This is a genomic window from Sphingobacterium sp. T2 (assembly GCF_000814685.1).
Lineage (GTDB): Bacteria > Bacteroidota > Bacteroidia > Sphingobacteriales > Sphingobacteriaceae > Sphingobacterium > Sphingobacterium thermophilum.
Genome location: NZ_JXAC01000022.1, coordinates 1 through 25,248, shown reverse-complemented (window position 1 = coordinate 25,248; position 25,248 = coordinate 1). Strand labels below are relative to the sequence as shown.

The following is a 25,248-nucleotide window of genomic DNA, read 5'->3' as shown; positions in this document are numbered from 1 at the left end:
TCATCACGTTTGTATTCAACCTCTAATTTTTTGATTAATTCYCTGGACTAAACATGCTGTTGCGTACAATGAGAAAAAACGTAGCGGTGCATTCAACAAGAAAGCTGAAAACTAAAACATGAGGAGGTAGCAAACTAATGGCAAACGAAAACATTCAATACGTGACTGCTCCTAAAGTAGAGGACAACCGTAAAAAATATTGTCGTTTCAAAAAGAATGGTATCAAATATATCGATTATAAAGATGCTAACTTCTTGTTGAAATTTGTAAACGAGCAAGGTAAAATCTTACCTCGTCGTATTACGGGTACATCATTGAAATTCCAACGTAAAGTAGCTCAAGCGGTGAAACGTGCTCGTATCATCGGCTTATTACCTTACGTAACTGATTCATTAAAATAAGGAGGATACGATAAATGGAAATTATATTAAAACAAGATGTTAAGCACCTTGGTGAGAAAGACGATATCGTAGTAGTAAAACCTGGTTACGGCCGTAACTACTTAATTCCTCAAGGATTGGCAATTTTAGCTACTCCATCAGCTAAAAAAGTATTGGCTGAGAACATCAGACAAGCTCAGTTCAAACAAGAGAAGATTAAGAAAGATGCGTTGGAATTAGCTGCTAAATTAGAAAACGTTAAGTTGACTATCGGCGCTAAAGCAGGTGAGACAGGTAAAATCTTCGGTAAAGTAAACAGCATCCAAATTGCTGAGGCGTTGAAAGCTCAAGGTTTTGAGGTTGACCGTCGTCGTATCACTTTCGAAGAAGAACCTAAAACTCTAGGTGAATACGTAGCTAACTTAAACTTACACAAAGAAGTGAAAGTTCAAGTTCCTTTCGAAGTTGTAGCTGAATAATTATTTATTCATTCAAAATATAAAGGAGATAACGATACGTTATCTTCCTTTTTTGTTATGTTTGTGCTAAATCAATACCGTATAGCATTTACATGAAACCCAAAAATATCATCATTGCCCTCCTATTGGCTGTAGCGGCCATCATTTTCTTCAATAATAAAGAAGAAAGCTCCTTCTGGCTCTTTGGCGAAATACGGACATCCAAGCTTATCATCCTCGGCGTGTTCTATCTTTTGGGCGTGATAACCGGCGGAATCCTGTTTCGACGTAAAAACAAACACCCGAAAGAATACGGTATTACCAATCCCGTATATCAGCCCCCTGTTATGATGGAAGAAAATCCTTCCTCCTATAATGCCATGGACGAGCTATCGAATGAAGACAAAGAATTCTTAAGAAATGATTAATAAAAAAGCGCCAATTATGCACTGCCCCCAAAAAGTTAGACACTATTTGGGGGCAGTGCATATCTACCTCTTTTTTATTCTTCTTTTGATGGTTTCTTGCGCTTACTCTTGACCAAAGCCTCATGGAGCAGGTATTCAATCTGCCCATTGACACTTCGAAATTCATCCTGTGCCCATTTTTCGAGCAGCTTATAGGTCTCCTCATCAATCCTTACCACAAAACTTTTCTTCTTCATACCATAGCTTTAGAAGTTGCCGAAGCAAATTAATACAATGTACCAGCATTGACCACAGGCTGAGCCGCCTTCTCTCCACATAGGACTACCATAAGGTTGCTAACCATAGCCGCCTTACGTTCATCGTCCAGTTCTACGATATTATCTTCCGAAAGTTTCTTCAATGCCATTTCCACCATACCAACAGCACCATCCACAATTTTGGCACGAGCAGCCACGATCGCTGCCGCCTGCTGTCTCTGCAACATGGCCCCTGCAATCTCTGGTGCGTAGGCCAAGTGGCTTATCCTAGCCTCTTCCACAATGACGCCTGCTTTCGACAAACGCTCCGTAAGCTCCTTTTCCAAGATATGATTTACTTCCTCTCCCCCGTTACGTAAAGTAATCCTCCCCCGAATCATCCTCCAAATCATCATAGGCAAAACTTACCGCCAGATGACGCACGGCCGCTTCCGACTGCGCACGCACATAATCGTAAACTCGCTCCACTTCATACGCCGCTTTGTACGTATCTCCAATCTTCCAAACAATTACAGCAGCAATCTCTATAGGATTACCCATCTTGTCATTGACTTTCAAAGTCTGCCCTTGCAGGTTTTCCGAACGCAAAGACATCTTCGTCGCCGAATACAATGGATTGACAAAAAACAATCCGTTGTCTTTAATGGTCCCCACATATTTCCCAAAGAAATTTAATACCCTCGAATGATTGGGTTGGACAATCAAAACGCCTTTGAAAATGAAAAAACTAACTAAGAAAAACAGTATCGCGACCAAAACCATAAACGGATTATCGCTACCTATCGCTAATACCACCGAATATACCGAAAGTCCCAAAAAAACTATCGCAACCAATAAAGCTAAAATTCCTGATGTTGGTTTAACTATCCTTTCCATAATTCATTTATAATTGATATCATTTTGATATCATAAATATATTAAAATAATTTCAAAAATCAAAACATAAAGTATGGAGCAAATGGTTTTTACGACATTGTTATGTATCTTTAATAACACACAATAAACTTAAGTTATGCTTGTCAAAATATTAAAATGGTTTTTGGGCATCCTTGGTGGACTGCTATTATTACTTATAGTAGGGTTACTCATCACGGATAACGCTTATATCCTGAAAGCTGTTCGAGTGACCTACCTTACTGGCCATAAGACGGCATTCTTGGAGGATTACAAATATTTCGATAATAGGATAATAAGTAAAGGCGACGTACAGCCTTGGCCTAAATCGACCTCTTACAATACCGCTTCTGTAACTCCCGTTTTGGATTCCATACATAAGGCTAACCAATCTGTAGCTTATCTTATCATACGCCATGATAGTCTTTGGTTCGAAAAGTATTACCATGGCTATGACGACAAGTCTTTATCCAACTCCTTCTCTATGGCCAAAAGTATCACCGCGGCCTTGTTGGGTAAGGCCTTAGAGCTAGGATATATCCGCGACATCAATGAAAAGGTAAAAAAATACATTCCTGATCTGAAAGGTCCATATGCGGATGAACTCACCATACGTAACTTGGTAACCATGCGTTCGGGATTACTGTGGGATGAAAGATATTATTCGCCTTTTTCTATCACCACAAAAGCCTACTTCTACAACAACTTAAGCAAAGCTATGCTTGAACTTCCTATAGCGTCCCCTCCTGACCGGCAGTTCAAGTACCAGAGTGGAGACACCCAATTGCTGGCAATGGTCTTGTCCAAAGCTCTCCCTACCACGCTCTCGGATTTCCTATCCGAGCATTTTTGGAAGCCTATGGGTGCTGAAGAGGACGCCTTATGGCAGTATTCTCCTAAAGACGGCATAGAAAAAGCCTATTGTTGTATTGCCAGCAACGCCAAAGATTTCGCGCGTTTCGGTAAGCTTTACAGCCACCTAGGCCGTTGGAATGGGAAGCAGCTACTCGACTCTACCTACATAAAACAATCTATCGTTCCTGCTGCAGACGACTCACCCGAATATGGATATGGATGGTGGATTGGAGAGTTCAAAGGCAAGAAGACTATCACGATGAACGGGCACCTAGGGCAATATGTAATCAGTATACCGGAAGACAAATTAATCATAGTACGTCTAGGTCATCAAAACGACAAAAAAGGAATGTCCAATCCCCAAGGAGCTTTCTACCAATATATTGAACAAGCCTATGCCATGCTCAATCAATCAAATAAATAGATACTTTGTCCCATAAGGGTAAATATATGCCTATATTTGCCCTTATGAATCAATATGCCGTACTTTTCGACATGGATGGTGTAATCTGCAATACCAATCCTTATCATGTCAAAGCTTTTGAAGCATTTTTCCAACGTCACAACATCAGCTATACAGAACAAGATTTTGAAGATCACGTCCATGGCAAACATAATAGTCATATTATGTCACATTTCTTCCAAAGGCCTGTGTCGGGAGAAGAATTTATCCGTCTTGAATTCGAAAAGGAACAACTCTTTAGAGATATTTATAAAGATCAGGTAGCCTGCATCCCACAGTTTGACCGTTTCTTAGAGGACCTCAAGAAACACAACTTCCGTACGGCGGTATGCACATCTGCTCCGCGCGCCAATATGGATTTGATAGTAGATGCCTTAGGCATACGCTCTAAGATGGAGTCCTTGATGAGTAGCGAAGACGTAAAGCTTCACAAACCGCATCCTGAAGTTTATCTGCAGTCGGCAGAACGAATAGGCGTACCTCCTTCCCGCTGTTTAGTATTTGAAGATTCTGCTTCCGGCATCACGGCAGGATTGAATGCAGGAATGAAGGTTATAGCGGTATTGAGCACACACCGCAAAGAACAGCTTCCCCGCTGCGATTATTATATCCACGACTATTCAGAAATTACCGTAGACAAAGTACTCGAAATATTAAATGACTGACATGCAGGAAACATTTCAACTGATTTCTTCTCCATATGGTTGGACTCTGTATTTCTTTTGCGCCATGCTTATCGGCATCTCCAAGACAGGGATTCAAAATATAGGAACACTTACCGTACCTCTCTTTGCATTGCTATTCGGCGCCAAGTTTTCTACAGGCATTGTTCTTATTCTGCTATGCTTTGCTGATTTAGTAGCAGTTATCTATTATAGAAAAGCATTTCTATGGAATGAAGTCAGAAAACTTCTTCCTCTAGCACTTATAGGTTTGCTCTCCGGCCTGCTGTTGGGCAACTTTATAGACGACAGCACCTTCAAAACGTGCATGGGTATGTGCCTTCTTTTGGGTGTGGGCATTATGATCTTCGTGGAACGTTCAAACATAGAACAACAGAAAGCCCTCACATCCAGAAAGTGGTACGCCCCCATCTTTGGATTTGTTCTAGGCTTCTCCACCATGATAGGAAATGCGGCCGGACCGGCGCTCTCCGTATACATGCTCTCCAAACGACTGGACAAAATTACCTTCACCGCCACGTCGGCATGGTTTATCTTCATTCTCAACTTGACGAAGGTTCCCCTGCAAGCGTTCGTATGGCACAACCTCACTTGGTCCGGCATTGTTCTCAATATCTTGGCTATTCCTTTTATTCTATTAGGCGGATTTATAGGAATAAAAATCCTCAAAAAGATGCCGGAAAGCACTTTCCGCCATGTCATTATCGCTCTTGTGGTGATATCTTCCGTGCTACTAATCGTACTATAACGGAAAAATACTTCTTAACTTTGAATTATGGAATATGCCATTGTAGATATTGAAACTACAGGATCCTATGCTGCGGGTAATAAAATCACCGAAATAGCGGTTTTTATCCACAACGGAAAGCATATTCTGGAACGTTACCACACCCTTATAAACCCTCAGCTCCCCATTCCCTTACATATAGAAGCATTAACGGGAATTACCAACGAAATGGTGGCAGAAGCACCTTCTTTTGATGAGGTAGCAGCAGAAATCTTTAGGCTGCTTCAAAAACGTGTTTTTGTAGCTCATAATGTCAATTTCGATTATTCCTTCCTAGCAGAAGAGTTCAAAAGATGTGGCTATGTGTGGCGCGTTCCAAAACTGTGTACGGTACGTCTGGCACGAAAGATTATCCCTAATCAAGCTTCTTACAGTCTTGGCAAGCTGTGCCAAAACTTAGGAATTCCAATCCGCGACAGACACCGTGCAACAGGAGATGCTGAAGCTACAGTAAAGCTTTTCGAATTCCTCCTACAAAAGGACAAGGAGCACATTATCGAAAACACCCTCAAAAAAACTAAAGAACATCGCCTGCCTACTCATATCAACGAAGAAGATTTTCTCAAACTTCCTGATACTACTGGTGTATACCTGTTTAGGAACAAATCGGGCAAAATCATCTATGTAGGCAAGGCTGTCAACATTCAAAAAAGAGTGTTAAGTCATTTTACGGGTATCAACGGCAGCCCACGACGCCAAGCTTTCATCAACGAAATTCACCATATCGACTTCCTAGAGACAGGAACAGAGCTAATGTCGTTGCTTACCGAATGTAAACTTATCAAACAGCATTGGCCCGAACATAACAGAGCGTTGAAAAAGTATGAACCCAAGTTTTCCCTAATACACTATACCGATCAGCGCAACTATATCCGTTTGGTGGTATCACCCTACGATAAGCACGCTAAGGCCATACAGCATTTTGAACGTCCATACGAAGCAAACCAGCTTCTTCTCCAATTGATGAACGAATTTGAAATCGACCATAAGCTTTGTTTCTTCTACAGCGTCAGCAACGAATTCAAACCTCGGTACAAAGCTGAAGACTATCCTGATGTGCAAAGCCACAACAATAAAGTAGAAAGAGCTTTGGAAAAGGTTCGTGAACAGGCCAGCTCATTTATCATCATCGATCAGGGAAGACATCTTAACGAAAAGTCGTACATCCTCTTCAAAAATAACACCCTGTATGCTTTCGGATATTTTGATATAGAAACTCAAGTCAGCAACTATGAAGATCTGGTAAAGGCAGAAGAGAAATGTATTAGCAACTACTATATGAATGCATTGGTTCTGCAATACATAGAACGCTTCCCGTCCAAGGTCATACACCTAAATAAGGAATCTTCGGATAACCCAATATATAAGCAAATGTAAAGGATAATAAGTATAGTATAGAAGCCCTGTCTTCTTTCCTTCTTTACCGTTGTACAGATATATAGGCAGAAACCCTACAACAGCAACAGATTGAATAGATATCCTGAACATATAGAATACATTCAGAATGCCTACCGTCAAAAACTTCTTCACCACACTCGACCGATATGCATAAAAACACAACACCTGAAACACTCCAAGATAATAGTAGTCAAAGCGTAGTATATTACATAAAGTCACCAAACCGACTACATATAATACCTTAAGATCCGATGCCAGCTTCTTTGAACTGACAACAAACAAAGACAGTAGTCCTGCACTTAAGGAAAAGAATACGTTTTGATGCGAGGCTTCCAGCCAAGTCCCATAAAACGCTAAATCGAAAGGAATTTCAGACAGCACCGCAAAAACTAACAGCCGTATAAAATATCGCTTCAAATTCTTGCTATGCACAAACCCTTCCACCAATAAAAAAGAATAAAGGACGAATGCCAGTCGCCCTACCATTTTCAAAATATACAAATGTGGTAAAAATATTCGTGCTACATGATCCAATAACATGGAAATGAGCGCTATCATCTTCAACTGATAGGCCGTCAACTCCCAATTCTTTGAAATTTTTAACATTTTCCTTTAATGAAATTAGGTTTAATTTTGTAGCAGATTAAGAGATGTATTCATCTAATTTAATACAATATTTCGTTAAATTGAATAAAAACTTTTAGGACGGCCGTTGAAATACCTCAAGCTCATAATTCATAGTCTGGAAACCATCATCTTGGGAGCTATACTACTCTTCTTCTATATTTGGCGTATAGAACCCCGCTGGGTTGAATGGAACCACCTGGATATGCCCATAAAAAACCTCCCCTCTGCCTTATCGATAAGACTGTCGTCCAAGTGTCCGACATTCACATCGGCGAAACGGTAGATGAAGACTATATTATCCGCCAATTCGAAAAAATCAAACGCTTTCGGGCCCGACATCATGGTCTATACCGGAGATTTCATAAGCCCCGTACGCGTCAACCAAGCCCCCTTCGACCAACTTGAAAAAGCTTTGCAACATGCTGCACGTGGCAAACTGGCTACCGTAGCAATCTTGGGGAATCATGACTACGGGATTCTAGCACGCAACGCACAAAGAGCAGATTCTTTGGTTGCTCTGCTAAAGAAACATGCCATCACCGTCTTGCGAAATGACAACCTCCACATTCAGGGCCTAAATGTCATTGGCATCGACGACTACTGGGGACGAAACTTCTACCCCAAAGTAGCGATGGACAAATACCATAAAGATATGGCAAATCTTGTCTTGTGCCACAATCCGGATGTCTGTGACCTTGACATTTGGGGTGATTACGACGGGTGGATACTTTCAGGGCATACACATGGTGGACAGGTAAGATTTCCTTTTCAGAAAGCAACAAGATTGCCCGTAGAAAATAAGAGTTACGATGAAGGATTAAAACATCTTACCAATGGAAGAACCCTTTATATCAACAAAGGGTTAGGACATTCCATACGCGTACGATGGAATGTACGTCCCGAGATTACGGTATTCACCTTAAAAAGAAAGGAGTAACAGCTGCGGTCACTCCTTTCCTCAAGAAATTATTACGATTATTAAGCATTCGCAAACTGCATCCAGTCCGACTGATCCTGATATTCAAAAAGCGGAACCGCCATATTTTTGGACATATATTGTCCTACAAGACTTTGAATGTCTGTATACATATGCTGACGCGTAGATTCTACCAGCTCGGTATTAAATCCCTGCATTTCCAACACAAACTGGAAGCTCAACACGCGAGAGATAATCCGCCCTAACGTCACCGCATCACGCTGACTTACAGCTCCGTCCACATTAAAGTCTAACAACCCCGCAAAATAACCTATACTTTCATGGGTATTCTTATAAGTTGCCAAGAATTTGGCGAAGTTGGTCTCCTTGGCTTTACGCATAAGCTTGAGCACGGCATCGGCAATTTGTCCGTACAACATCTCATTCGACCCTTCAAAGATTTGGAAAGGTCTGCTGTCTATCACGGCACGTCCAGCAAGATGATCTAGGCGGTAACCATTGGCACCGGCGAGTTGCAAGCTGATATGGGCAGCCTCCTGCATCAAATCCGTAATCAAAGCCTTCATAGCATTAGCTTCTATGGCGGCAGTAGCTAGGTCATGCTCAATACCACTGTTTGTCACACTGAAGCAGCACATACCCGAACAGATTGTATAGGCAGCCTGAAGACGGGATAGCTGATATTTCACCGAATCCAAGTTGCTCAACGGCATTCCTCCCACTATACGTGTCTGGCAATGTTGCAAGGTTTCATCCAAAAGACGTTTCAAGAAGCCCATACCCATTCCCGGAAACTGCATTCTACTTCGATGAAGGGTATCCAACATCAATTTAAGTCCGGTACTTCCCGATTGGAGTCTTTGCTCTTGCGGCACGGTAATATCAATTTGATTGATACCATAAGGAATGGCATACAAGCCCAAGTTGTTGTAACGATGCACCATCGGAATATGCTGTCCTTCGACCGCATTATCCGTCACAAAAAAGTCTATATCCCGAGCAAGATCACCGTTCTCTCCTCTTCTACGGGCTGTAACCAACCAAAAGTCGGCAGCACCACTCAATCCCTGCCAGTGTTTCTCTCCTTCTATCTTATATCCATTTTCTACCTCACGATATGAAGTCTTCATATTTAGGGCATCACTGCCGTAAGCCTTCTCTGTAATCATCAAGCCCCCCATAGCACTGTCTTCCAGAAAACGCTTGAAAATTTTTTCCTGAACGCCATAGTTTCCATATTTGGCCAAAGGCTCCAAGAACAACGCTATATTAATTCCAAACATCAAAGACAACGCTAAGGATTCGTATGAGGCTGCGGCCAATACGCCCAAACATTCTTTTACTTTTACACCTCTTCCTCCATGCAATGCCGGAATAGCTACCGCAAGAGGATTTTTTTTCATGATCTCTGCTTTGAAAGCCGCAGGAAGATCTCGCTCCAAACTTATTTTATTGAAATCATAAGTCTCTCTAAACAACGTCTTCAGATGTTGTTCGAAATCCTTTATGTACGTTTTAAAATCAGCTTGTATTATTATATGACTCATAATTAAATTGTTTACGAAATTCTGAGGTAATGACACTGACTCGTGCCTTTTACCTTTTTTACTTTCGTAAAGTTATGAGATAAGGAAAGGAATAACTATTGAAAACAAGACAATAGTTAGGACAAATCGTGCATACTACTTATTTTCCTTTGTGCTGTCCCTATATTCCGAAGGAGTAAGACCTACTACCTTCTTAAATAATCTCGCAAAATATGAGGGGTCTTCGAAGTCCAGCTCATAAGCTATGGTAGCTATAGTCTTGTTGGTTTCGCTCAGCAACAGCTGACTATGCATGATGGCCACATCTAAGATTATCTGCTTGGCCGACTTTTTGAAAACCGATGATACACATCGGTTAAGATAATTTGTCGACACTGCAAGCTTATCCGCGTAATAGGATACCGATTTTTCCTTGGCAAAATGCAGATATACAAGTTGCTTGAAAGACATGGCTATCTCTTGGTGACTGTAGAAGCTTTTTGTTGGCGTCCGACAGCTTCATAATTTTCAAAAGAATAGTTTTGAAAATACTTTCATAGTAGGACGTATACGGCTTCTCGTCATAAATTTCTTTATAAAGCAATTCAAGTAAGACATTCAGATCTGCACTGTCTTCCTCCTTAAGGTTAATCAGCGGCGCAATATTAAAAATATTGAGGGTTTCTTGGTCGCGCAAAATGGAGGTCATAGCCTGCTCTTTGATAAGTACACAGTAACCTTCCGCCTGACGGTCCACCTCATTAATAGCTGAAATATGCCCGTAGTTGGCAATCATTACGGCCGGAGCTTTAACCATAAATTTGGTGGATTCTATCTGATGTTGGAAATAACCCTTCGTAAGATGTATCAACAGGTTATACCCAAAGAAAATAGGCGGAATAGGAGTCCGCAGATATGGAGCTATGTCTTTCAGTGCGAAAATCTTAATCGGCGTACGGATATAAGTTATATGCTGCAAACTGCCTTCCATAAACTTGGAAACAAACTCATCAGCATTTATTTTATTCTTATCCATACGCATTTTATTGTATAAAAATAAGTGTAATCCTTTTTACCACAAAATTATGTTACTTAATTCTTTCCCTGAATCTTACCATCACAGGGCTAATAAATTATTGTTAAGTTAACTTGACTCATTAATTGGATTATAAAGCGTATCTTTGCGCCATGATTACTGTATCCAATCTATCTCTTCGTTTTGGCAAGCGTGTGCTATTCGAAGATGTTAATTTAAAATTCACTCCAGGAAACTGTTATGGTATTATCGGTGCTAACGGCGCCGGTAAATCGACTTTTTTAAAGATTATCTCCGGTGAAGTTGACCCTACTACAGGTTCTGTCTCTTTCACACCTGGAGAGCGTATGTCTGTCTTGAAACAAAACCACTACGAGTTCGATGAATTTCCTGTTATCGAAACCGTAATGATGGGTAATCAAGAGCTGTACAAAATCATGAAAGAAAAAGACGCCATCTACATGAAAGAAGATTTCACAGATGCTGATGGCGAACGTGCCGGAGAGCTGGAAAGCTTGTTTGCTGAAATGGATGGATGGAATGCAGAAAGCAATGCCGCTACCCTTTTGAGCAATTTAGGCATCAAAGAAGACTTACACTATAAACAACTTAAAGAGCTTGACGGTAACGAGAAAGTTCGTGTGTTGTTGGCGCAAGCCCTTTTCGGTAATCCAGATATCCTGATTCTCGATGAGCCTACCAACGACTTGGACATCCACACCATTTCTTGGTTGGAAGATTTCCTTGCCTCTTACGAAGCTACGGTACTGGTAGTGTCCCACGACCGTCACTTCTTGGACGCCGTATGTACGCATATAGTCGATATAGACTTCGGTAAGATGACCATCTATACGGGTAACTACTCATTCTGGTATGAGTCGTCACAATTAGCATTAAAACAACGTAACCGACCAAAATAAAAAGATGGAAGACAAGGTCAAAGAGTTGCAGGAGTTCATCCGCCGCTTTGCTGCCAACGCTTCCAAATCACGTCAGGCTACAGCACGTAAGAAAGCCTTGGAAAAAATTAACATTGAAGAAATACAAACCTTCAAACCGTAAATATCCTGCTATCATGTTCAACAATATGGACAGAGAGCCGGGAGATCAAATCCTTCAGGTAGAAGGTCTCACAAAAGTCGTAAATGGTGAAGTATACTTCAAAGATGTTTCTTTCATGGTTAACAAGGGCGATAAAATCGCACTGTTAGGACCTACCAACCTTGTTACGACCGCTTTTTATGATATAATCACAGGACGCGACAAAGATTTCAGTGGTGAATTCAAATGGGGTGTCACCATCACACCGGCGGACATGCCTATCGACAACTCGGAATATTTCGAAGGAAATAACGAAAACCTTATCGACTGGCTTCGCAACTACACAACCAAACCGGACGCTGACGAACAATTCTTGCGCGGCTTCTTGGGTAAAATGTTATTCTCCGGGGAAGAGGTTCTTAAAAAAGTTTCTGTACTATCCGGAGGAAGAAAAGATGCGTTGCATGTTCTCAAAGATGATGCTTCAAGGAGCTAACTTCCTGATCTTTGACGAACCTACAAACCACTTAGACTTGGAATCCATCACGGCTCTCAACAACGGCATGAAAGATTTCAAAGGCTCTATGCTATTCACCTCTCGTGACCACGAGCTGACACAAACTGTAGCAAACCGCATCATCGAGTTGACACCTAACGGCATCATCGATAAGTTGATGACTTACGACGAATACATCACATCAGAAGCCGTAAAAGCGCAACGCGAAGAAATGTATCAGGTGAAATAAACTTTGCTCTGTATATTAGTTAACAATACAGCCCTCAACAGTAAATGTTGAGGGCTGTTTCTTTTATTCATTTTCTTTTTTTGCTTTTCAGGTTATTTGGCTAATTTCGGTGCTATTACCGCTGCACAAAAAGGATTATCCGGATTACGATTAAAGTAATTTACATGATAATCTTCTGCCGGCCAGAAAGTGCTGGCCGCCTCTACTGTTGTCACTATAGGATCCTCATATACCTTTGCCTCCTCCAGCTCCCGGATGAAACGTTCGGCAACTTCCTTCTGCTGCGCGTCATGATAAAAGACTACCGAACGGTATCGGGTACCCACATCCTCACCCTGACGATTCAATGTCGTTGGATCATGTGTCTTGAAAAATAATGACCAACAGATCCTCATATGAAACTTTAGTTTCGTCATATTCCAAATGTACTACCTCCACATGTCCTGTAGTATCCGTATACACTTCTTCATATGTAGGCTTATCCTTAGTGCCTCCCATATATCCGGGTAATACAGAAATTATACCCTCCGTGTTAAGAAAAATAACTTCCGTACACCAAAAGCACCCTCCTCCAAATGTTGCTTTCATATTTTTTGCGTTATTTACCATAATTTTAACAAAAAACGCTAAAACATTCAACAATTCCTAAGTATTATTGCTACTATTTGCATTTTTTTACGTTATTTTATACAAACAAACATTTAGCAATGAAACTTAACTTTTCTTATTTCTGTTTACCATTAGCATTATTCTGGGGAAGCATTAAAATTGCAAATGCTCAAGTTGATTCCACCATCTACAAAAACATTGTAAAAACCATCGACACTGCAAAACCTAAGTTTGCTCCCGACAAACGAACAAAACTGCTGGAGCTGGCACTGGCCGATGTGGCAAACAATAGATATGTCATCCAAACAACGGAAAATGAAGCCATCCCTTTCCTTCAAAATGAATTAAAAAATTACAACATCCAATATAGCTACTGCCGGACAGCTCCGTGGAGCAGAAACAATACGGCGTTGTCATCCTTTCCGTGGCCAACCTACGTACTAAACCGGGACACGACGAAGAGATGGCTACACAAGTGCTGTTGGGCACAAAATTAGATATCCTCCAGCAAGCCAAAGGTGAATACCGTGTCCGCACACCGGAAGGATACATCGCCTGGGTTCCTACCTCCTCTGTAGCACCTATGAATGCTGCCGAACTGCAAACATGGAAAGCTGCTCCAAAAGTCATCTATACCAATGAATTTGGCAAATCATACTCGGAACCTAATACAAAAAGCCTGCGCGTTTCAGACCTAGTGTATGGAAATATTCTAGCTCTATTGAAAGAAGATAAAAAATTCTACCATGTGCAATATCCTGACGGAAGAAAGGCATACATACTCAAAGAGGAAGCACTAACCTTCGACAAATGGATAGCTTCTCGAAAACTTACAGCAGAAAACGTAATTAACAGCGCCAAGTCTATGTTAGGTCTACCATATCTGTGGGGCGGTACTTCCGTAAAAGGAGTGGACTGCAGCGGCTTCACAAAAACAGCCTTCTACATGAACGGGTATGTCATCCCTCGCGATGCTTCACAGCAGGTATTGGCAGGAGAAAAAGTTGAAATCCTAAATGAAAACGGCGATTTCGATCCGGAAATAGCATTGAAAAACCTTAAACCCGCAGACTTATTGTTCTTCTCCAGCAGCAAAAACAAAACTCCGAACCCACGTGTCACGCACGTAGCCCTATATATCGGCAACGGTGAATTTATCCACTCGGCAGGAAGAGTTCGCATCAACTCCATGTTGAAAGACGCCCCAAACTACGACGACTTCCAGACACGAACCGTCGTAGCAGCACGCCGCTACATCGGCATATCGGATCCACAAATCCAACCAATTCAAGAGAATAAAGCATATAAATAAGAATTTGTAAAATATATTAAAATGAGCAATTGGGAAACAAAAAAAAATGGGGCATTTCACCTTACGTTTCAAACCTTTATACGCTTGAAATGCGCCATGTATTTACGGTAGCTTCATTCAGCAGAACAACCACTCCCGTAGTGTTGACGGAATTAGAATATGATGGCATAGTAGGTTACGGCGAAGCAGCATGCCTCCTTACCTAGGGGAATCTCAAGAAAGTGTTACCTCCTTCTTGAGAAAAGTGGACCTCTCCGCTTTTGAGTCTCCTTTCCAGACAGAAGAAATTCTCCAATACATCGACCATATAGCAGAAAAAAATAACCGCAGCAAAGGCAGCAATAGATATTGCCCTTCATGATTTGCTCGGAAAAATCATGAATCAGCCTTTCTACAAAATTTGGGGACTAAACCCTGACCTCATCCCCCCGACTTCCTACACCATAGGAATCGATACGGAAGATATGATTCGCAAAAAAGTGGCTGAGGCGGGACAGTTCAAAATCTTAAAGGTAAAATTAGGCCTAGACACCGACAAAATGATTATCGACACAATACGGTCGGTGACAGATGTCCCTCTATGTGCCGACGTCAACCAAGGATGGAAAAATAAAGAAGAAGCCTTGGAAATGGCACATTGGCTGCACGAAAGAAATGTAGTATTTCTAGAGCAGCCCATGCCGAAGGAGATGATCGACGATATCGCTTGGTTGACCGAGCACTCCCCTATCCCTACTATTGCTGACGAAGGATGCCAACGCTTGGTAGATGTCCCTAAACTGAAAGATATATACTCGGGAATCAACATCAAGCTCATGAAATGTACAGGAATGAGAGAAGCCAAACAGATGGCCGAACTGGCACGCGCCTTAGATATGAAGGTCATGCTCGGCTGTATGACCGAAACCTCCTGCGCTATTTCGGCAGCAGCTCAGCTGGCTCCTCTGGTAGATTGGGCAGATCTGGACGGAGCTCTGCTCATCGCTAACGACATCTATTCGGGTATGACCGTAGAAGACGGACGTTGCATACTGCCACAAAGGCCCGGCATTGGAATAGTTAAAAATAATTTGTAATATTGAAGCATTAAACTAAAAACTAACAACATTAACCATACCTCTATGAAACACTATCTACTAACCACACTCTGTGCTGTGGCCTGTGGTCTGCAAGTGACCTACGCACAGCAAATCCCTATAGCGGGAAAGATTACAGACCAAAATGGAGCACCTATTTCCGGTGTTACGGTAAGTGTCAAAGGCACTAACGTAGCCGTAACAACAAATCAAAACGGTCTCTTCTCCATCAATGCTAACCAAGACGCTACCTTGGTGATATCTTCTGTAGGATATGAAACACAGGAAGTTCCTGTAGGTGGACGTAAAACCATTAGCATCACCTTGAACGCTACAGACCAACAAATTGATGAAGTTATCGTGGTAGCTTACGGTACGGCTAAAAAGAGTACCTATACTGGTTCAGCTGCCAACATAAATTACGCCAAAGAAGCAAAAGATGTTCCTGTAACATCCTTTCAGGATGCGTTAACAGGAAGAGTTCCTGGAGTGCAGGTAAACTCTACTTCTGGTCAAGCGGGCTCTTCCACAGCCATCCGTATCAGAGGTTTAGGATCTATGAACGCATCCAACGAACCGTTATATGTTATTGATGGTGTGCCTATCGTGTCAGGACAAATTTCTCAAATGTCGTCCTATACGTACAACACCAACAACGTGATGAATACCATTAACCCTAACGACATTGAATCCATAACAATCTTAAAGGATGCGGCTGCTTCTTCATTATACGGTTCTCGTGCTGCCAACGGGGTGGTAGTAATCACTACTAAAAAGGGCAAAACAGGAGCTCCTAAAGTTAACTTTAAATCTTCATTAGCAATAAGTCCAGATTGGGCTACCGACAACTACGAAAAAGCAGATATTCAAGACCAGATAAATATGCTCTACAGCATACTTTACGATTCGCGAATTGCTGCCGGACGTACGCCCGAACAGGCCAACGAACAAACTTTAATGCGTTTAAATTCCCGAAACTGGACACCAGGGGGTTCTTATGGCACTCCGACAACATCATATGGTTTCGGAATGCATGGTTATGAATTCTCTACAGACGGAATCAGCATGTTCGAACATGTACACATCAAAGGTAAAACCGACGGTGTGGAAAATAGAGATGGAAAATACTTTGACTGGGATGATGTGCTATTCAGATCGGGTAAATACAATGTATATGACCTTTCGCTCAGTGGTGCCAACGACAAAACTAATTATTATACCTCATTAGGTTACACAAGTGATAAAAGTCGTATCATTATAAACGACTACGAAAGGATTAACGGAAGAGTTAACCTTACTCAGAGTCTTAACAAATTTCTGGATTTCGGAATCAACCTGTCACTAGCCAGTACTGAGTTGAATGGTATCAACGATACTAGAAATACCAGTACAAACTATTTGTTCCAATCCAGAAACCTATTATGGGCCTTCTATTGGCCTACGGACTATAAGACCGGAGAAATCTGGAAAACAAGATATAATAGTTATGCCCAAAACCAATTATATTACAATAACGAATGGGAAAACAATACAGGAACAAAACGTATCTCCGCTAGTCCTTCATTTACAATAAAGCTTCTTCCAGAGCTGAATGTGAGAACCATATTCTCTTACGATCAGTCTATTGCAAGAGACCATCTGTACTACAGCCCTAACCATTATACAGGTGAAACCGATAAGGGTATAGTCCACGAAATGAACACAGACTTTAAAAAGAATAGTCTCTTCAACTACGGCTAATTATAGTAAATCTTTTGGCCTGCACAACTTAAGCTTGCTTGCCGGTTTTGAAGCAGAAAAAAATACAACGGATTACATGCGTACAACGGGTAAAAACATCCCTAACTCCGGATTACCAACCGTTGCAACAGCAGGTACATTAGACGCACAAGCTTACGCTTGGGGTAACTCCATAGTATCCGTCCTATCCAGAGCAGAATATAATTTTAATGAAAAATACTTTGTTTCTGCATCATTAAGAACTGACGGCTCTTCAAAATTAAGTCCAGACAATAGATGGGGTAATTTCTGGTCTATCGCAGGATCGTGGAACCTTGCAAAAGAAAATTTCCTTGCCAACACACCTGAAATCAACAACTTAAGAATTAGAGCTTCTTATGGTGTAAACGGTACTTTACCTTCCGACAATTACGCTTGGAGAGCTCTGATTACTTACGGAAATAAGTATATGTCACAACCAGGAGGTGCATTAGGTAACTCCCCTAACCCTGATTTGACATGGGAAACCAACTATAACACAAACGTAGCTTTAGAGTTCGGCTTATTTAGAAACAAAATTTTTGGTACAGTCGAATATTACAATAGAGACTCTAAAGACCTTCTCCAAAATGTACCTCAATCAATGGTCACAGGATTTAGTTCTTCTTTGAGAAATGTGGGACAAATCAATAACAAAGGAGTTGAAATCTTATTGGGTTCCGATATCATCCAGAAAAACGATTTCAAATGGACACTTAGTATCAATGCCGCTACTTTAGCATCAAAAGTGATTAAGCTTAATGATGGTGAAGATATTAAGCTTAATGATGGTGAAGATATAATATGGTATGACCCTACAGGTGGAGATTCTAGAACACGCTTCATTTATAGAGAAGGAGAATCTACACTAGCATTTTACGGTTTGGAATGGGCAGGCACAGACCAAACAAATGGTAAAAACGTATGGTATATGAATGATCCGGATAATCCAAATGGAGATTTCCTTTTCAATGGTAAAGCTGCCACTTACGACTATACCAAAGCCAAAAGTACCATCATTGGTGACGGTATAGCCTCGTTTAGCGGAGGTATCAACTCCAATGTTGAATACAAAAATTTCTCCTTAATGGATTAAATTTTGTATATAGAATAGGCGGTAAATTGTATGATGCGGCAAATAAAGACGTAGCTGACGACGGTTATTATTGGGAGCGTATTCACTCGAAAGATTTCGTTCAAAATACTTGGAGAGAAGGCGTTGGAGGTTATTACCCTGTAGTTACCGGTCGAGATCTTGAAGATGTCAACCAAATCAGTAGCAGACATTTGTATGACGCTAAATTCTTGAGATTGAAGAATATTTCACTCTCATATACTATTCCTCAGCGAATTTTAAGTTCTGCAAAGATTAGCAACGCCAGAATATTCTTTAATGGAACTAATTTATTGACATTTAGCAAATACAAAAATGCAGACCCAGAAGTGAATCAATATAGTTCTCGTGGATGGGAAACTCCAATCAGTAAAACATACACTTTTGGTCTAGACTTCAGTTTTTAACCTTTAACTCAGAAAAAAATGAAAAACAAAATAATAGCGTCATGTGTTTTTGTGGGTCTACTATTTGCTTCTTGTAGCAAATTCTTAGACATGAAACCAACAAACTCTGCCGATGCATCGCAGCAAACTGTAAAGACAGTCGCTGACGCCACAGTGATTGTGCGTGGCTTGATGAGTAAAATGGCTAGTGGTAACTATTATGGTCGTAACTTCCCATTGTATGCTGATGCAAAAGGTGGAGATTACACCATTGTATCCCAAGGTAGAGGATATGACTACCTCTATGTGTTTAACCATAGTGAGTCTTCAAACAACTACTCTTCTATATGGTCCCAAGGCTATAACTGTATCGCCATCATCAATGACTTATTAGCACAAATTGAGAAATCAAGAGCAGAAGGCAACACAGAAAATTTCGATTCTATAATAGGTCAAATATTAACAGCACGCGCCCTTATATATTTCGACCTTGTAAGATTATATGGTAAACCATACAATTACGACAAAAACTCGTATGGAGTACCTATTACTTTGGAACCGTTAGACATCCAAGCAAAACCAACACGTAACAGCGTGGAAGAGGTATATACACAAATCCTAAAAGATTTAAAAGATGCTGAACCTCTCATCACAAAACCGACCAATGCTACGACGTTAGCTAATACAAATGGATTCCTGAACTATTACGCTAACAAAGCCATCCAAGCAAGAGTATATCTATACATGGAAGACTTTAATAATGCATTGGCCGCGGCAGAAGAAGTGATAGGATTTACACAATACAAATTATACGATAATTCAGGAACTACCGGTTGGGTTGAATCATGGACTAAACAATTCGGAACCGAGTCTATTTTCGAATTAGCCATATTGCCAAACGAAGGTGACTTAGGAAACTCTTCGCTAGGTGCTTATACCCGTAGAAGAGGACATCCAAACACAACCATAGCTGCAGGATATTTTACAGCGAGCACCCCTTTCCTCAATAGATTGGATGAAGATCCAGATGATATAAGAAAGGGAATTATGTCTACCGATGAACTTTCAACCACAGCAAATCCACGACTAGGTGCTCTTTACAAATACTCCGGAAGTGTAACCTTACAAGGCGATGGAAAAGAAAGTTCAACAGCAGTAAATATTAAGGTAATTAGACTTTCGGAAATCTATCTAATTGCCGCTGAAGCAGCCTTACGTAAAAGTGCTCCTGACTTAACAAAAGCAGTAAATTATTTGAATCAAATTCGTAAACGCTCTCCAAATCTTGATCCTGCAACTACTGCAACGATCAACTTACAGATGATTGCAGACGAACGTTCAAAAGAGCTTATTGGAGAAGGCCATCGCTTCTTTGATATGATGAGATGGAACTATACCATTAACTTTGACGATGCTTTAGGCGCAATCTCTACTATCCATAGAGGTACTTCTATAGATAGGAGTTTTTATAAAACAATCCTCCCTATTCCTCTAGCAGAGATTAACGCTAATAGCGCAATCTACGATCAGCAAAACCCTGGTTACAGAAACTAACAAAAAGGCTCCTTTCGGAGCCTTTTTTTGTTTCCCTTCCCTCCCAACTCGATTTCATCTTATTATTCTTATTCAATAATATTTTATATATTTAAGTATTCACTTACTACTAACTAAAACCTAAAACATGAAAAAAATTCTACTTACCATCTCTTGTGCTATGACATGCAGCCTACAAGTGCTCAATGCACAATAGATTCCTATCGCAGGAAAAATTAACGGACAGCAACGGAAATCCTATCGCGGGTGTAACGGTAAATGTCAAAGGCACAACCATTTCTGCAACTACCAACGCAAACGGGCTATTTAGCATCAACGCCAATCAGAATGCAGTACTTATCATCAGCTCCGTAGGTTTCAAAACACAGGAAGTCCCTATTGGCGGGCGGTAAAAGTCTGGCAGTAGTAATGGAATCTTCCGAAGAGGCTATCGAAGAAGTAGTAGTTACGGCATTAGGTATCCAGCGTTCTGAACGATCACTGGGTTATGCCGCCCAAAAGGTCAGTGCCGAAACCTTGACAGCCAACAAACAGAACAATGTGGTGAATGCCCTTCAAGGCAAGGTCGCCGGGGTAACCATCACCAGTACAGGAGCGCGCCAGGACAAGGTGCCAGCATCCAAATTCGAGGCATCAACTCCATAGACTATTCGCGAGACAATAGCCCTCTCTTTGTCATTGATGGGGTACTGATGGACAACTCTACATCCACCACAGGAAACAGAGCAACAGAAAGAGGAATAAGTAACCGCGCTATAGACATCAATCCAGACGATATAGAATCCATCAACATCCTCAAAGGAGGAGCCGCTACGGCACTTTACGGTCTGCGCGGATCCAACGGTGTGGTAGTCATCACCACCAAATCCGGAAAAGCTGGACAACTGAAAATCAACTATTCCGGTTTGGCAGGATTTGAAAATGCTAACAAGTTCCCAGAACTTCAGGATGTCTACACCCAAGGGTGGGAATATGTGTACGATCCGGAATCATTTTGGCCAGCCTTCGGTCCTACCGTCGAAGAAGCAAAAAAAATTGACCCTACACATCCAGACAAACTCACCAACCATTTTAAAGCTGCCTTCGACACCGGTAATCAGTTCAAAAATAGTCTCAATTTCTCTGGAGGTACAGAGAAATACAACTTCTTAGCTTCCCTTGCCAAACTGAACTCACAAGGAATCATGCCGGGAACGGACTTCCAAAACTTATCCGGAAGAATCAACACCAACTTTAAGGCTAGTGACAAACTAAACTTCGGAACTAGCATCTCCGTGAATAACTCCGGAGGATTACGCGGAAGAGCTGCCCGCTACATGGAACAGCTGGTGTACTGGTCGCATCGCCACGATATACGTAAGGATATCTTCAAACCGGACGGCACACCAGGGGGATATTCCAACGACAACGTGAACCCTATCGCCCAATCTTTGAGCAATAGATTCAAAGACGATGTGCTGCGCGTCGTGGGAGCTTTCAACACCTCCTACAAGCCTTTTTCATGGTTGGACCTCAATTATCGCTTCGGCCTTGACGCCTACCGTGACAACCGCAGGATGACAGCACCAGGCATGCAGGGACTTCCTGGAGAGTACGAATTGAGTAATAACGGCATCTCCGCCGCTCCCGGAAGAGGTATCGTCGGCATCTACGACACGAAATTCCGCACCATAAACAGCACCTTCGTGGCCAACTTCACCAAACAATTCTCCGAAGATCTGACCACAACATTACGTCTAGGACACGACCTCTATGACCGCTATATTACCAACGAAAATACCGAAGGTGGTGACCTGACCATCTATAACTGGTTCAACCTCAGCAACGCAAAAATTGTCAACGCTTGGTCCGGCGGTGAAAAATACAGGCTGATGGGCTTCTTCGGCGAGTTGGCATTCAACTATAAAAACTTCTTATATCTCAACATCACCGGAAGAAATGATATCACCTCTTCGCTCAGGGAACCAAACAACTCCTTCTTCTATTCTTCTTTCACGGGATCTTGGATTTTCAGCGAGCACATGGATACCGATGGAGCATTAAACTACGGTAAGCTAAGAGCTTCTTTCGCCACAATAGGTAAAGATGCCTTGGCATACTCTACAAGTGCTGGATGGTCCATCTATTCTAACCTTCCTTCAGGTTATACAGGATTCACCAGATCCAGCTTGTTGGGCTCTCCGGATCTAAAACCTGAATTTACCCAGACTTTCGAAACAGGAGTAGAATTAAAATTCTTTAAAAGTCGCTTGGGCGTAGATCTGACAGTATACCAGTCTATCAGTAAGGATCAAATCTTAAAAACTCCGGTGTCTTCTTCCACTGGATATGTCAATGCAGCTATCAATGCAGGTGATATCCGCAACAGAGGATTAGAACTCGCTATAGATGCTACACCTATTAAAAAATCGGCCTTCAACTGGAATACCACTTTCAATTTCTCGCTAAATAGAAACAAAGTGCTTTCGCTAGCTGATGGTCTTGATGAAATCTTGGTAGCGGAAGAGAGCGGTTACCTAAGCAGCAACGTACAGATGAAACTTATTCCGGGCGAATCGTACGGGGTGCTATACGGAAGAGCATGGAAACGCTACTACACACCGGAAGAGATTGCCCAAGGATTGGACAAAACAACAGAAATCGACCCTAACCGTCCCCTGTTGATCGGTGCAAATGGATTCCCTGTATTGGACAACGCCAGCAAACAAAAAAAAATTGGGTAACGTACAGCCCGACTGGATTGCTGGATGGAACAATACATTCACCTATAAAAACCTTTCGGTAAACATGCTTATCGACGCCCGTATAGGTCAGGACAGATACAATAAACATGGACAATCACCTAGCATCATTTGCTTACCCTAAATACACATTAGATAGAAACGACTATCGCGTTTTCGAGGGACTTTTAGAAGACGGCACGCCAAATACGAAAGAAGTATGGTTGGGACAAGGAAGAGACCCTATACACAATATCAACTATGGCAACGGGTATTATAGAGACTATTACCGCGGTTCCTCAGAAAATTTTGTGGAAGATGCCTCTTGGGTAAGATTACGTTCGGTATCTATTAACTACAATCTTCCTAAGGCTTGGCTGGGCGGAGGAAAAATTATCAAAAATGCTTCTATAGGCATAACAGGCAACAACTTAGCCCTCTGGACTAAATATTCAGGATTGGACCCTGAAAGTACCACCACAAACAGTGGCACTAACATAGAGGCTTTCGCAGGAATGACATATCCTGCCGTGAGAAGTTTCTTATTTAACATCAATGTTGGCTTCTAATATCTTATACCATGAAAACGTTAAAATTTAAAAATATTCTCTATATATCTCTCGCTGTAATAAGCTTGAACACAAGCTGTAGCGACTATTTCGACCTGCAGGACAATCCTACCCTCGTCTCAAATCCTAACCTCAATGGCATGCTGACAACGGCAACCCATAAGGCTGCCATGAACAGCTTTAACCTTTCTTATATTATCTCCAACTACTGTCAATATACGGCAAGCCCAACTCCCGGCAGTGCTACGGACAACTATGAACCTACTAACAACTCATCGACATGGGACGCACTGTACTACGCCCTATCAGATGTGCAGGACCTCATAGATAAAGCAACAGCAGAAAATGCCTACCATCACCTCGGCATAGGTCAGCTACTGATGGCTTACCAGCTAGGATTGGTTGCTGACGCTTGGGGCTCCGCACCATATTCAGAAGCATTCATGAAGGCTAACACCTTCCAACCTAAATTCGATAGTGAAGAAGACCTTTATAACGCGCAAGCTTCACTCATCACTGAAGGATTGGCAAACTTGGAAAAATCATCTTCCGTAAGTTTAGGGCAGAATGCCGACCTGATACATGGCAATAATATCCAACAATGGATAAAGACTGGATATGCCTTGCAAGCCCGCCTGCTAAATAAGATACAGCAAAAAGTCAACCTACAACCCTACTGCCGTATTGAGTGCCATAGACAAATCTTATCAGTCCAATAGCGATGACGCGGGCATGAAAGTGTTCAATGGTATCAACCCTTGGGCTCAGGTTGCACGAGACAACGAGAACCTTCTCCTTGATGGATGGCTTTCAGCCAATTTTATCAACCATCTGAACGGCACCAAATTTGGCTTTGAGGACCCTCGCATCAAATTTATTACCGAAAAATCTATAGTAGGAAACATTTATATCGGTACTGTCAATGGCCAAGGTAACGTAGGCTCCAACTCCTTGAAAGACGAATGCTATATCAGCCGCAAGTCGCCACTGACAAAAGATGATGCGCCGGTAACAATAGTCTCTTACGCAGAAGTAAAAATGATAGAAGCTGAAGCAGCTCTACGTGCAAATAACAGAGGACGTGCTTACCAAGCCTACCTGGAAGGTATCAAAGCTCACTTCAATAAGCTGGGCGTAGAACAAGCCGAACTGGACGACTATCTAACAAAACCTATCGTTGCTGTAGGAGAAGACAACCTTACTTTGGACGATATTTTCAGAGAAAAATATATCATTACCTATTTGAATCCTGAAGCGTGGAATGACCTCCGCCGATTTGACTATCAAATCAAAGACTTCAACATGCCTGTAAATGCTAAGCTGCCAACATTTATCCGCAGATTGGCTTATCCTTCAAGCGAAAGAGCAGAAAACGGAGCTAACGTTCCGGCAGAAGTATCTTTGGACACCAAATTGTGGTGGGATCAGTAAATCATATAAGCAAAAATAAGAAAAGGCTCCTAAAGGACGCCTTTTTCTATTAAAATTATCGATCGAGCAATACCTCCATCTAAAGGAATTGCTGCACCCGTAAGGTAAGAAAGCATACATTCCGAAGCCAAAAAAGCTACCAGATAGCCGTCATTCTCCGGTCCAATCCACCTTTGACCGGTACGGACGCTATACGTCCTTTC

The 25,248-nt window shown here is 41.7% G+C and carries 32 protein-coding genes and 2 pseudogenes; 25 read left to right on the top strand and 9 right to left on the bottom strand.

Going from position 1 to position 25,248, the window contains the following annotated elements; translation table 11 throughout:
* Positions 1 to 137: 137 nt before the first annotated feature.
* From rpsR to SD31_RS01965, 3 genes are all read left to right on the top strand, one after another.
* Positions 138 to 401, top strand: coding sequence for a 30S ribosomal protein S18 (gene rpsR / locus SD31_RS01975; protein WP_039052906.1), 264 nt, complete (start codon positions 138 to 140; stop codon positions 399 to 401).
* A gap of 14 nt (positions 402 to 415) precedes the next feature.
* A complete protein-coding gene (gene rplI / locus SD31_RS01970; protein WP_039052905.1) occupies positions 416 to 859 on the top strand; it encodes a 50S ribosomal protein L9 in 444 nt (147 codons plus the stop codon).
* A gap of 92 nt (positions 860 to 951) precedes the next feature.
* Entirely contained in the window at positions 952 to 1,266 is a 315-nt protein-coding gene (locus SD31_RS01965) for an LPXTG cell wall anchor domain-containing protein (protein ID WP_039052904.1), read from the top strand.
* A 74-nt stretch (positions 1,267 to 1,340) separates the two neighbouring features.
* Here SD31_RS01965 and SD31_RS15835 read toward each other — a convergent pair whose 3' ends face one another.
* From SD31_RS15835 to SD31_RS19750, 3 genes are read right to left on the bottom strand one after another with little or no spacing between them, the layout of a single operon-like run.
* Complete coding sequence (locus SD31_RS15835) at positions 1,341 to 1,502, bottom strand: Arc family DNA-binding protein (protein ID WP_082021763.1); 162 nt, start codon at positions 1,500 to 1,502, stop codon at positions 1,341 to 1,343.
* 29 nt (positions 1,503 to 1,531) lie between these two features.
* Positions 1,532 to 1,918, bottom strand: coding sequence for an SPFH domain-containing protein (locus SD31_RS19755; protein WP_262506498.1), 387 nt, complete (start codon positions 1,916 to 1,918; stop codon positions 1,532 to 1,534).
* The gene (locus SD31_RS19750) at positions 1,875 to 2,399 is read right to left on the bottom strand and encodes an SPFH domain-containing protein (RefSeq protein ID WP_262506497.1); all 525 of its coding nucleotides are present in this window, start codon (positions 2,397 to 2,399) and stop codon (positions 1,875 to 1,877) included. The genes SD31_RS19755 and SD31_RS19750 overlap by 44 nt, the downstream gene beginning before the upstream one ends.
* Before the next feature lie 136 nt (positions 2,400 to 2,535).
* Between SD31_RS19750 and SD31_RS01955 the strand changes: the two genes are divergently transcribed.
* Genes SD31_RS01955 through SD31_RS01940 form a run of 4 tightly spaced genes read left to right on the top strand, consistent with a single transcriptional unit; the run spans position 2,536 to position 6,582 of the window.
* Positions 2,536 to 3,696: a serine hydrolase domain-containing protein gene (locus tag SD31_RS01955; protein WP_039052903.1), complete on the top strand. Its 1,161-nt coding sequence runs from the start codon at positions 2,536 to 2,538 to the stop codon at positions 3,694 to 3,696.
* 26 nt (positions 3,697 to 3,722) lie between these two features.
* A complete protein-coding gene (locus SD31_RS01950; protein ID WP_231561058.1) occupies positions 3,723 to 4,400 on the top strand; it encodes an HAD family hydrolase in 678 nt (225 codons plus the stop codon).
* A gap of 1 nt (position 4,401) precedes the next feature.
* On the top strand, positions 4,402 to 5,166 hold the full coding sequence (locus SD31_RS01945; protein WP_039052908.1) for a sulfite exporter TauE/SafE family protein: 765 nt from the start codon (positions 4,402 to 4,404) through the stop codon (positions 5,164 to 5,166).
* A 27-nt stretch (positions 5,167 to 5,193) separates the two neighbouring features.
* Positions 5,194 to 6,582, top strand: coding sequence for an exonuclease domain-containing protein (locus SD31_RS01940; RefSeq protein WP_039052902.1), 1,389 nt, complete (start codon positions 5,194 to 5,196; stop codon positions 6,580 to 6,582).
* On the opposite strand, the gene SD31_RS01935 is transcribed toward SD31_RS01940, so the two are convergent.
* On the bottom strand, positions 6,538 to 7,209 hold the full coding sequence (locus SD31_RS01935; RefSeq protein WP_039052901.1) for a TraX family protein: 672 nt from the start codon (positions 7,207 to 7,209) through the stop codon (positions 6,538 to 6,540). The two genes, SD31_RS01940 and SD31_RS01935, sit on opposite strands and share 45 nt — an antisense overlap.
* A 304-nt stretch (positions 7,210 to 7,513) precedes the next feature.
* Between SD31_RS01935 and SD31_RS01930 the strand changes: the two genes are divergently transcribed.
* Positions 7,514 to 8,167, top strand: a complete 654-nt coding sequence (locus SD31_RS01930) for a metallophosphoesterase (protein WP_197053476.1) — start codon at positions 7,514 to 7,516, stop codon at positions 8,165 to 8,167.
* 41 nt (positions 8,168 to 8,208) lie between these two features.
* Here the strand turns inward: SD31_RS01930 and SD31_RS01925 are convergent, their stop codons facing one another.
* From SD31_RS01925 to SD31_RS01920, 3 genes are all read right to left on the bottom strand, one after another.
* Positions 8,209 to 9,714, bottom strand: coding sequence for an acyl-CoA dehydrogenase family protein (locus tag SD31_RS01925; protein WP_039052900.1), 1,506 nt, complete (start codon positions 9,712 to 9,714; stop codon positions 8,209 to 8,211).
* Positions 9,715 to 9,849: 135 nt separating this feature from the next.
* Positions 9,850 to 10,089 (bottom strand): helix-turn-helix domain-containing protein, encoded by a 240-nt coding sequence (locus tag SD31_RS16875; RefSeq protein ID WP_197053475.1) that lies wholly within the window; start codon positions 10,087 to 10,089, stop codon positions 9,850 to 9,852.
* A 7-nt stretch (positions 10,090 to 10,096) separates the two neighbouring features.
* Positions 10,097 to 10,729 (bottom strand): hypothetical protein, encoded by a 633-nt coding sequence (locus tag SD31_RS01920; protein ID WP_197053474.1) that lies wholly within the window; start codon positions 10,727 to 10,729, stop codon positions 10,097 to 10,099.
* A 152-nt stretch (positions 10,730 to 10,881) separates the two neighbouring features.
* Between SD31_RS01920 and SD31_RS01915 the strand changes: the two are divergent.
* Positions 10,882 to 12,516, top strand: a pseudogene (locus tag SD31_RS01915) (ABC-F family ATP-binding cassette domain-containing protein).
* A 92-nt stretch (positions 12,517 to 12,608) separates the two neighbouring features.
* Here SD31_RS01915 and SD31_RS19745 read toward each other — a convergent pair.
* Both SD31_RS19745 and SD31_RS19740 read right to left on the bottom strand, forming a co-directional pair.
* Positions 12,609 to 12,863, bottom strand: coding sequence for a peptide-methionine (S)-S-oxide reductase (locus tag SD31_RS19745; RefSeq protein WP_262506496.1), 255 nt, complete (start codon positions 12,861 to 12,863; stop codon positions 12,609 to 12,611).
* 10 nt (positions 12,864 to 12,873) lie between these two features.
* Positions 12,874 to 13,104 (bottom strand): peptide-methionine (S)-S-oxide reductase, encoded by a 231-nt coding sequence (locus tag SD31_RS19740; protein ID WP_262506495.1) that lies wholly within the window; start codon positions 13,102 to 13,104, stop codon positions 12,874 to 12,876.
* Positions 13,105 to 13,223: 119 nt separating this feature from the next.
* On the opposite strand from SD31_RS19740, the gene SD31_RS18045 reads away from it, so the two are divergent.
* From SD31_RS18045 to SD31_RS19730, 16 genes and pseudogenes are all read left to right on the top strand, one after another.
* Positions 13,224 to 13,622: a hypothetical protein gene (locus tag SD31_RS18045; RefSeq protein WP_231561057.1), complete on the top strand. Its 399-nt coding sequence runs from the start codon at positions 13,224 to 13,226 to the stop codon at positions 13,620 to 13,622.
* The gene (locus SD31_RS01905; protein ID WP_231561056.1) at positions 13,514 to 14,437 is read left to right on the top strand and encodes an NlpC/P60 family protein; all 924 of its coding nucleotides are present in this window, start codon (positions 13,514 to 13,516) and stop codon (positions 14,435 to 14,437) included. Before SD31_RS18045 ends, SD31_RS01905 begins: the two co-directional genes overlap by 109 nt.
* Positions 14,438 to 14,466: 29 nt before the next feature.
* Entirely contained in the window at positions 14,467 to 14,643 is a 177-nt protein-coding gene (locus tag SD31_RS20525) for a hypothetical protein (protein ID WP_316929723.1), read from the top strand.
* A 114-nt stretch (positions 14,644 to 14,757) separates the two neighbouring features.
* Positions 14,758 to 14,805 (top strand): annotated as a pseudogene (locus SD31_RS21100) (hypothetical protein); the annotation flags it as partial.
* A 9-nt stretch (positions 14,806 to 14,814) separates the two neighbouring features.
* On the top strand, positions 14,815 to 15,513 hold the full coding sequence (locus SD31_RS01900) for an enolase C-terminal domain-like protein (RefSeq protein ID WP_316929722.1): 699 nt from the start codon (positions 14,815 to 14,817) through the stop codon (positions 15,511 to 15,513).
* A gap of 45 nt (positions 15,514 to 15,558) precedes the next feature.
* Complete coding sequence (locus SD31_RS18040; protein WP_231561055.1) at positions 15,559 to 17,253, top strand: SusC/RagA family TonB-linked outer membrane protein; 1,695 nt, start codon at positions 15,559 to 15,561, stop codon at positions 17,251 to 17,253.
* 76 nt (positions 17,254 to 17,329) lie between these two features.
* On the top strand, positions 17,330 to 18,367 hold the full coding sequence (locus SD31_RS18035) for a hypothetical protein (protein WP_410528226.1): 1,038 nt from the start codon (positions 17,330 to 17,332) through the stop codon (positions 18,365 to 18,367).
* 26 nt (positions 18,368 to 18,393) lie between these two features.
* Positions 18,394 to 18,792 carry a hypothetical protein gene (locus SD31_RS18030; RefSeq protein ID WP_039052898.1) on the top strand — a complete coding sequence of 133 codons (399 nt, stop codon included), beginning with the start codon at positions 18,394 to 18,396 and terminating at the stop codon, positions 18,790 to 18,792.
* 90 nt (positions 18,793 to 18,882) lie between these two features.
* A complete protein-coding gene (locus SD31_RS01880; RefSeq protein ID WP_231561054.1) occupies positions 18,883 to 20,325 on the top strand; it encodes a RagB/SusD family nutrient uptake outer membrane protein in 1,443 nt (480 codons plus the stop codon).
* Positions 20,326 to 20,510: 185 nt separating this feature from the next.
* On the top strand, positions 20,511 to 20,717 hold the full coding sequence (locus SD31_RS14690; RefSeq protein WP_052258549.1) for a carboxypeptidase-like regulatory domain-containing protein: 207 nt from the start codon (positions 20,511 to 20,513) through the stop codon (positions 20,715 to 20,717).
* Positions 20,704 to 20,970 (top strand): hypothetical protein, encoded by a 267-nt coding sequence (locus tag SD31_RS18025; protein ID WP_231561053.1) that lies wholly within the window; start codon positions 20,704 to 20,706, stop codon positions 20,968 to 20,970. Before SD31_RS14690 ends, SD31_RS18025 begins: the two co-directional genes overlap by 14 nt.
* A complete protein-coding gene (locus SD31_RS01875) occupies positions 20,943 to 23,048 on the top strand; it encodes a SusC/RagA family TonB-linked outer membrane protein (RefSeq protein ID WP_316929724.1) in 2,106 nt (701 codons plus the stop codon). Before SD31_RS18025 ends, SD31_RS01875 begins: the two co-directional genes overlap by 28 nt.
* Positions 23,041 to 23,190, top strand: coding sequence for a hypothetical protein (locus tag SD31_RS16360; protein WP_156138149.1), 150 nt, complete (start codon positions 23,041 to 23,043; stop codon positions 23,188 to 23,190). Before SD31_RS01875 ends, SD31_RS16360 begins: the two co-directional genes overlap by 8 nt.
* Positions 23,156 to 23,614 carry a hypothetical protein gene (locus tag SD31_RS14680; protein ID WP_052258546.1) on the top strand — a complete coding sequence of 153 codons (459 nt, stop codon included), beginning with the start codon at positions 23,156 to 23,158 and terminating at the stop codon, positions 23,612 to 23,614. Before SD31_RS16360 ends, SD31_RS14680 begins: the two co-directional genes overlap by 35 nt.
* A 65-nt stretch (positions 23,615 to 23,679) precedes the next feature.
* Positions 23,680 to 24,333 (top strand): SusD/RagB family nutrient-binding outer membrane lipoprotein, encoded by a 654-nt coding sequence (locus tag SD31_RS19735; protein WP_262506494.1) that lies wholly within the window; start codon positions 23,680 to 23,682, stop codon positions 24,331 to 24,333.
* Positions 24,299 to 25,045, top strand: coding sequence for a SusD/RagB family nutrient-binding outer membrane lipoprotein (locus SD31_RS19730; RefSeq protein WP_262506493.1), 747 nt, complete (start codon positions 24,299 to 24,301; stop codon positions 25,043 to 25,045). Before SD31_RS19735 ends, SD31_RS19730 begins: the two co-directional genes overlap by 35 nt.
* The last annotated feature ends 203 nt before the right edge of the window (positions 25,046 to 25,248 follow it).

Bases quoted from the DNA above. Each gene is read 5' to 3' on its own strand.
- rpsR (WP_039052906.1), top strand. From the start codon at position 138: ATGGCAAACGAAAACATTCAATACGTGACTGCTCCTAAAGTAGAGGAC.
- rplI (WP_039052905.1), top strand. From the start codon at position 416: ATGGAAATTATATTAAAACAAGATGTTAAGCACCTTGGTGAGAAAGAC.
- SD31_RS01965 (WP_039052904.1), top strand. From the start codon at position 952: ATGAAACCCAAAAATATCATCATTGCCCTCCTATTGGCTGTAGCGGCC.
- SD31_RS15835 (WP_082021763.1), bottom strand. From the start codon at position 1,502: ATGAAGAAGAAAAGTTTTGTGGTAAGGATTGATGAGGAGACCTATAAG.
- SD31_RS19755 (WP_262506498.1), bottom strand. From the start codon at position 1,918: ATGATGATTTGGAGGATGATTCGGGGGAGGATTACTTTACGTAACGGG.
- SD31_RS19750 (WP_262506497.1), bottom strand. From the start codon at position 2,399: ATGGAAAGGATAGTTAAACCAACATCAGGAATTTTAGCTTTATTGGTT.
- SD31_RS01955 (WP_039052903.1), top strand. From the start codon at position 2,536: ATGCTTGTCAAAATATTAAAATGGTTTTTGGGCATCCTTGGTGGACTG.
- SD31_RS01950 (WP_231561058.1), top strand. From the start codon at position 3,723: ATGCCTATATTTGCCCTTATGAATCAATATGCCGTACTTTTCGACATG.
- SD31_RS01945 (WP_039052908.1), top strand. From the start codon at position 4,402: ATGCAGGAAACATTTCAACTGATTTCTTCTCCATATGGTTGGACTCTG.
- SD31_RS01940 (WP_039052902.1), top strand. From the start codon at position 5,194: ATGGAATATGCCATTGTAGATATTGAAACTACAGGATCCTATGCTGCG.
- SD31_RS01935 (WP_039052901.1), bottom strand. From the start codon at position 7,209: ATGTTAAAAATTTCAAAGAATTGGGAGTTGACGGCCTATCAGTTGAAG.
- SD31_RS01930 (WP_197053476.1), top strand. From the start codon at position 7,514: ATGAAGACTATATTATCCGCCAATTCGAAAAAATCAAACGCTTTCGGG.
- SD31_RS01925 (WP_039052900.1), bottom strand. From the start codon at position 9,714: ATGAGTCATATAATAATACAAGCTGATTTTAAAACGTACATAAAGGAT.
- SD31_RS01920 (WP_197053474.1), bottom strand. From the start codon at position 10,729: ATGGATAAGAATAAAATAAATGCTGATGAGTTTGTTTCCAAGTTTATG.
- SD31_RS19740 (WP_262506495.1), bottom strand. From the start codon at position 13,104: ATGAAAGCAACATTTGGAGGAGGGTGCTTTTGGTGTACGGAAGTTATT.
- SD31_RS18045 (WP_231561057.1), top strand. From the start codon at position 13,224: ATGAAACTTAACTTTTCTTATTTCTGTTTACCATTAGCATTATTCTGG.
- SD31_RS01900 (WP_316929722.1), top strand. From the start codon at position 14,815: ATGAATCAGCCTTTCTACAAAATTTGGGGACTAAACCCTGACCTCATC.
- SD31_RS18040 (WP_231561055.1), top strand. From the start codon at position 15,559: ATGAAACACTATCTACTAACCACACTCTGTGCTGTGGCCTGTGGTCTG.
- SD31_RS18035 (WP_410528226.1), top strand. From the start codon at position 17,330: ATGCGTACAACGGGTAAAAACATCCCTAACTCCGGATTACCAACCGTT.
- SD31_RS01880 (WP_231561054.1), top strand. From the start codon at position 18,883: ATGAAACCAACAAACTCTGCCGATGCATCGCAGCAAACTGTAAAGACA.
- SD31_RS14690 (WP_052258549.1), top strand. From the start codon at position 20,511: ATGCACAATAGATTCCTATCGCAGGAAAAATTAACGGACAGCAACGGA.
- SD31_RS14680 (WP_052258546.1), top strand. From the start codon at position 23,156: ATGGACAATCACCTAGCATCATTTGCTTACCCTAAATACACATTAGAT.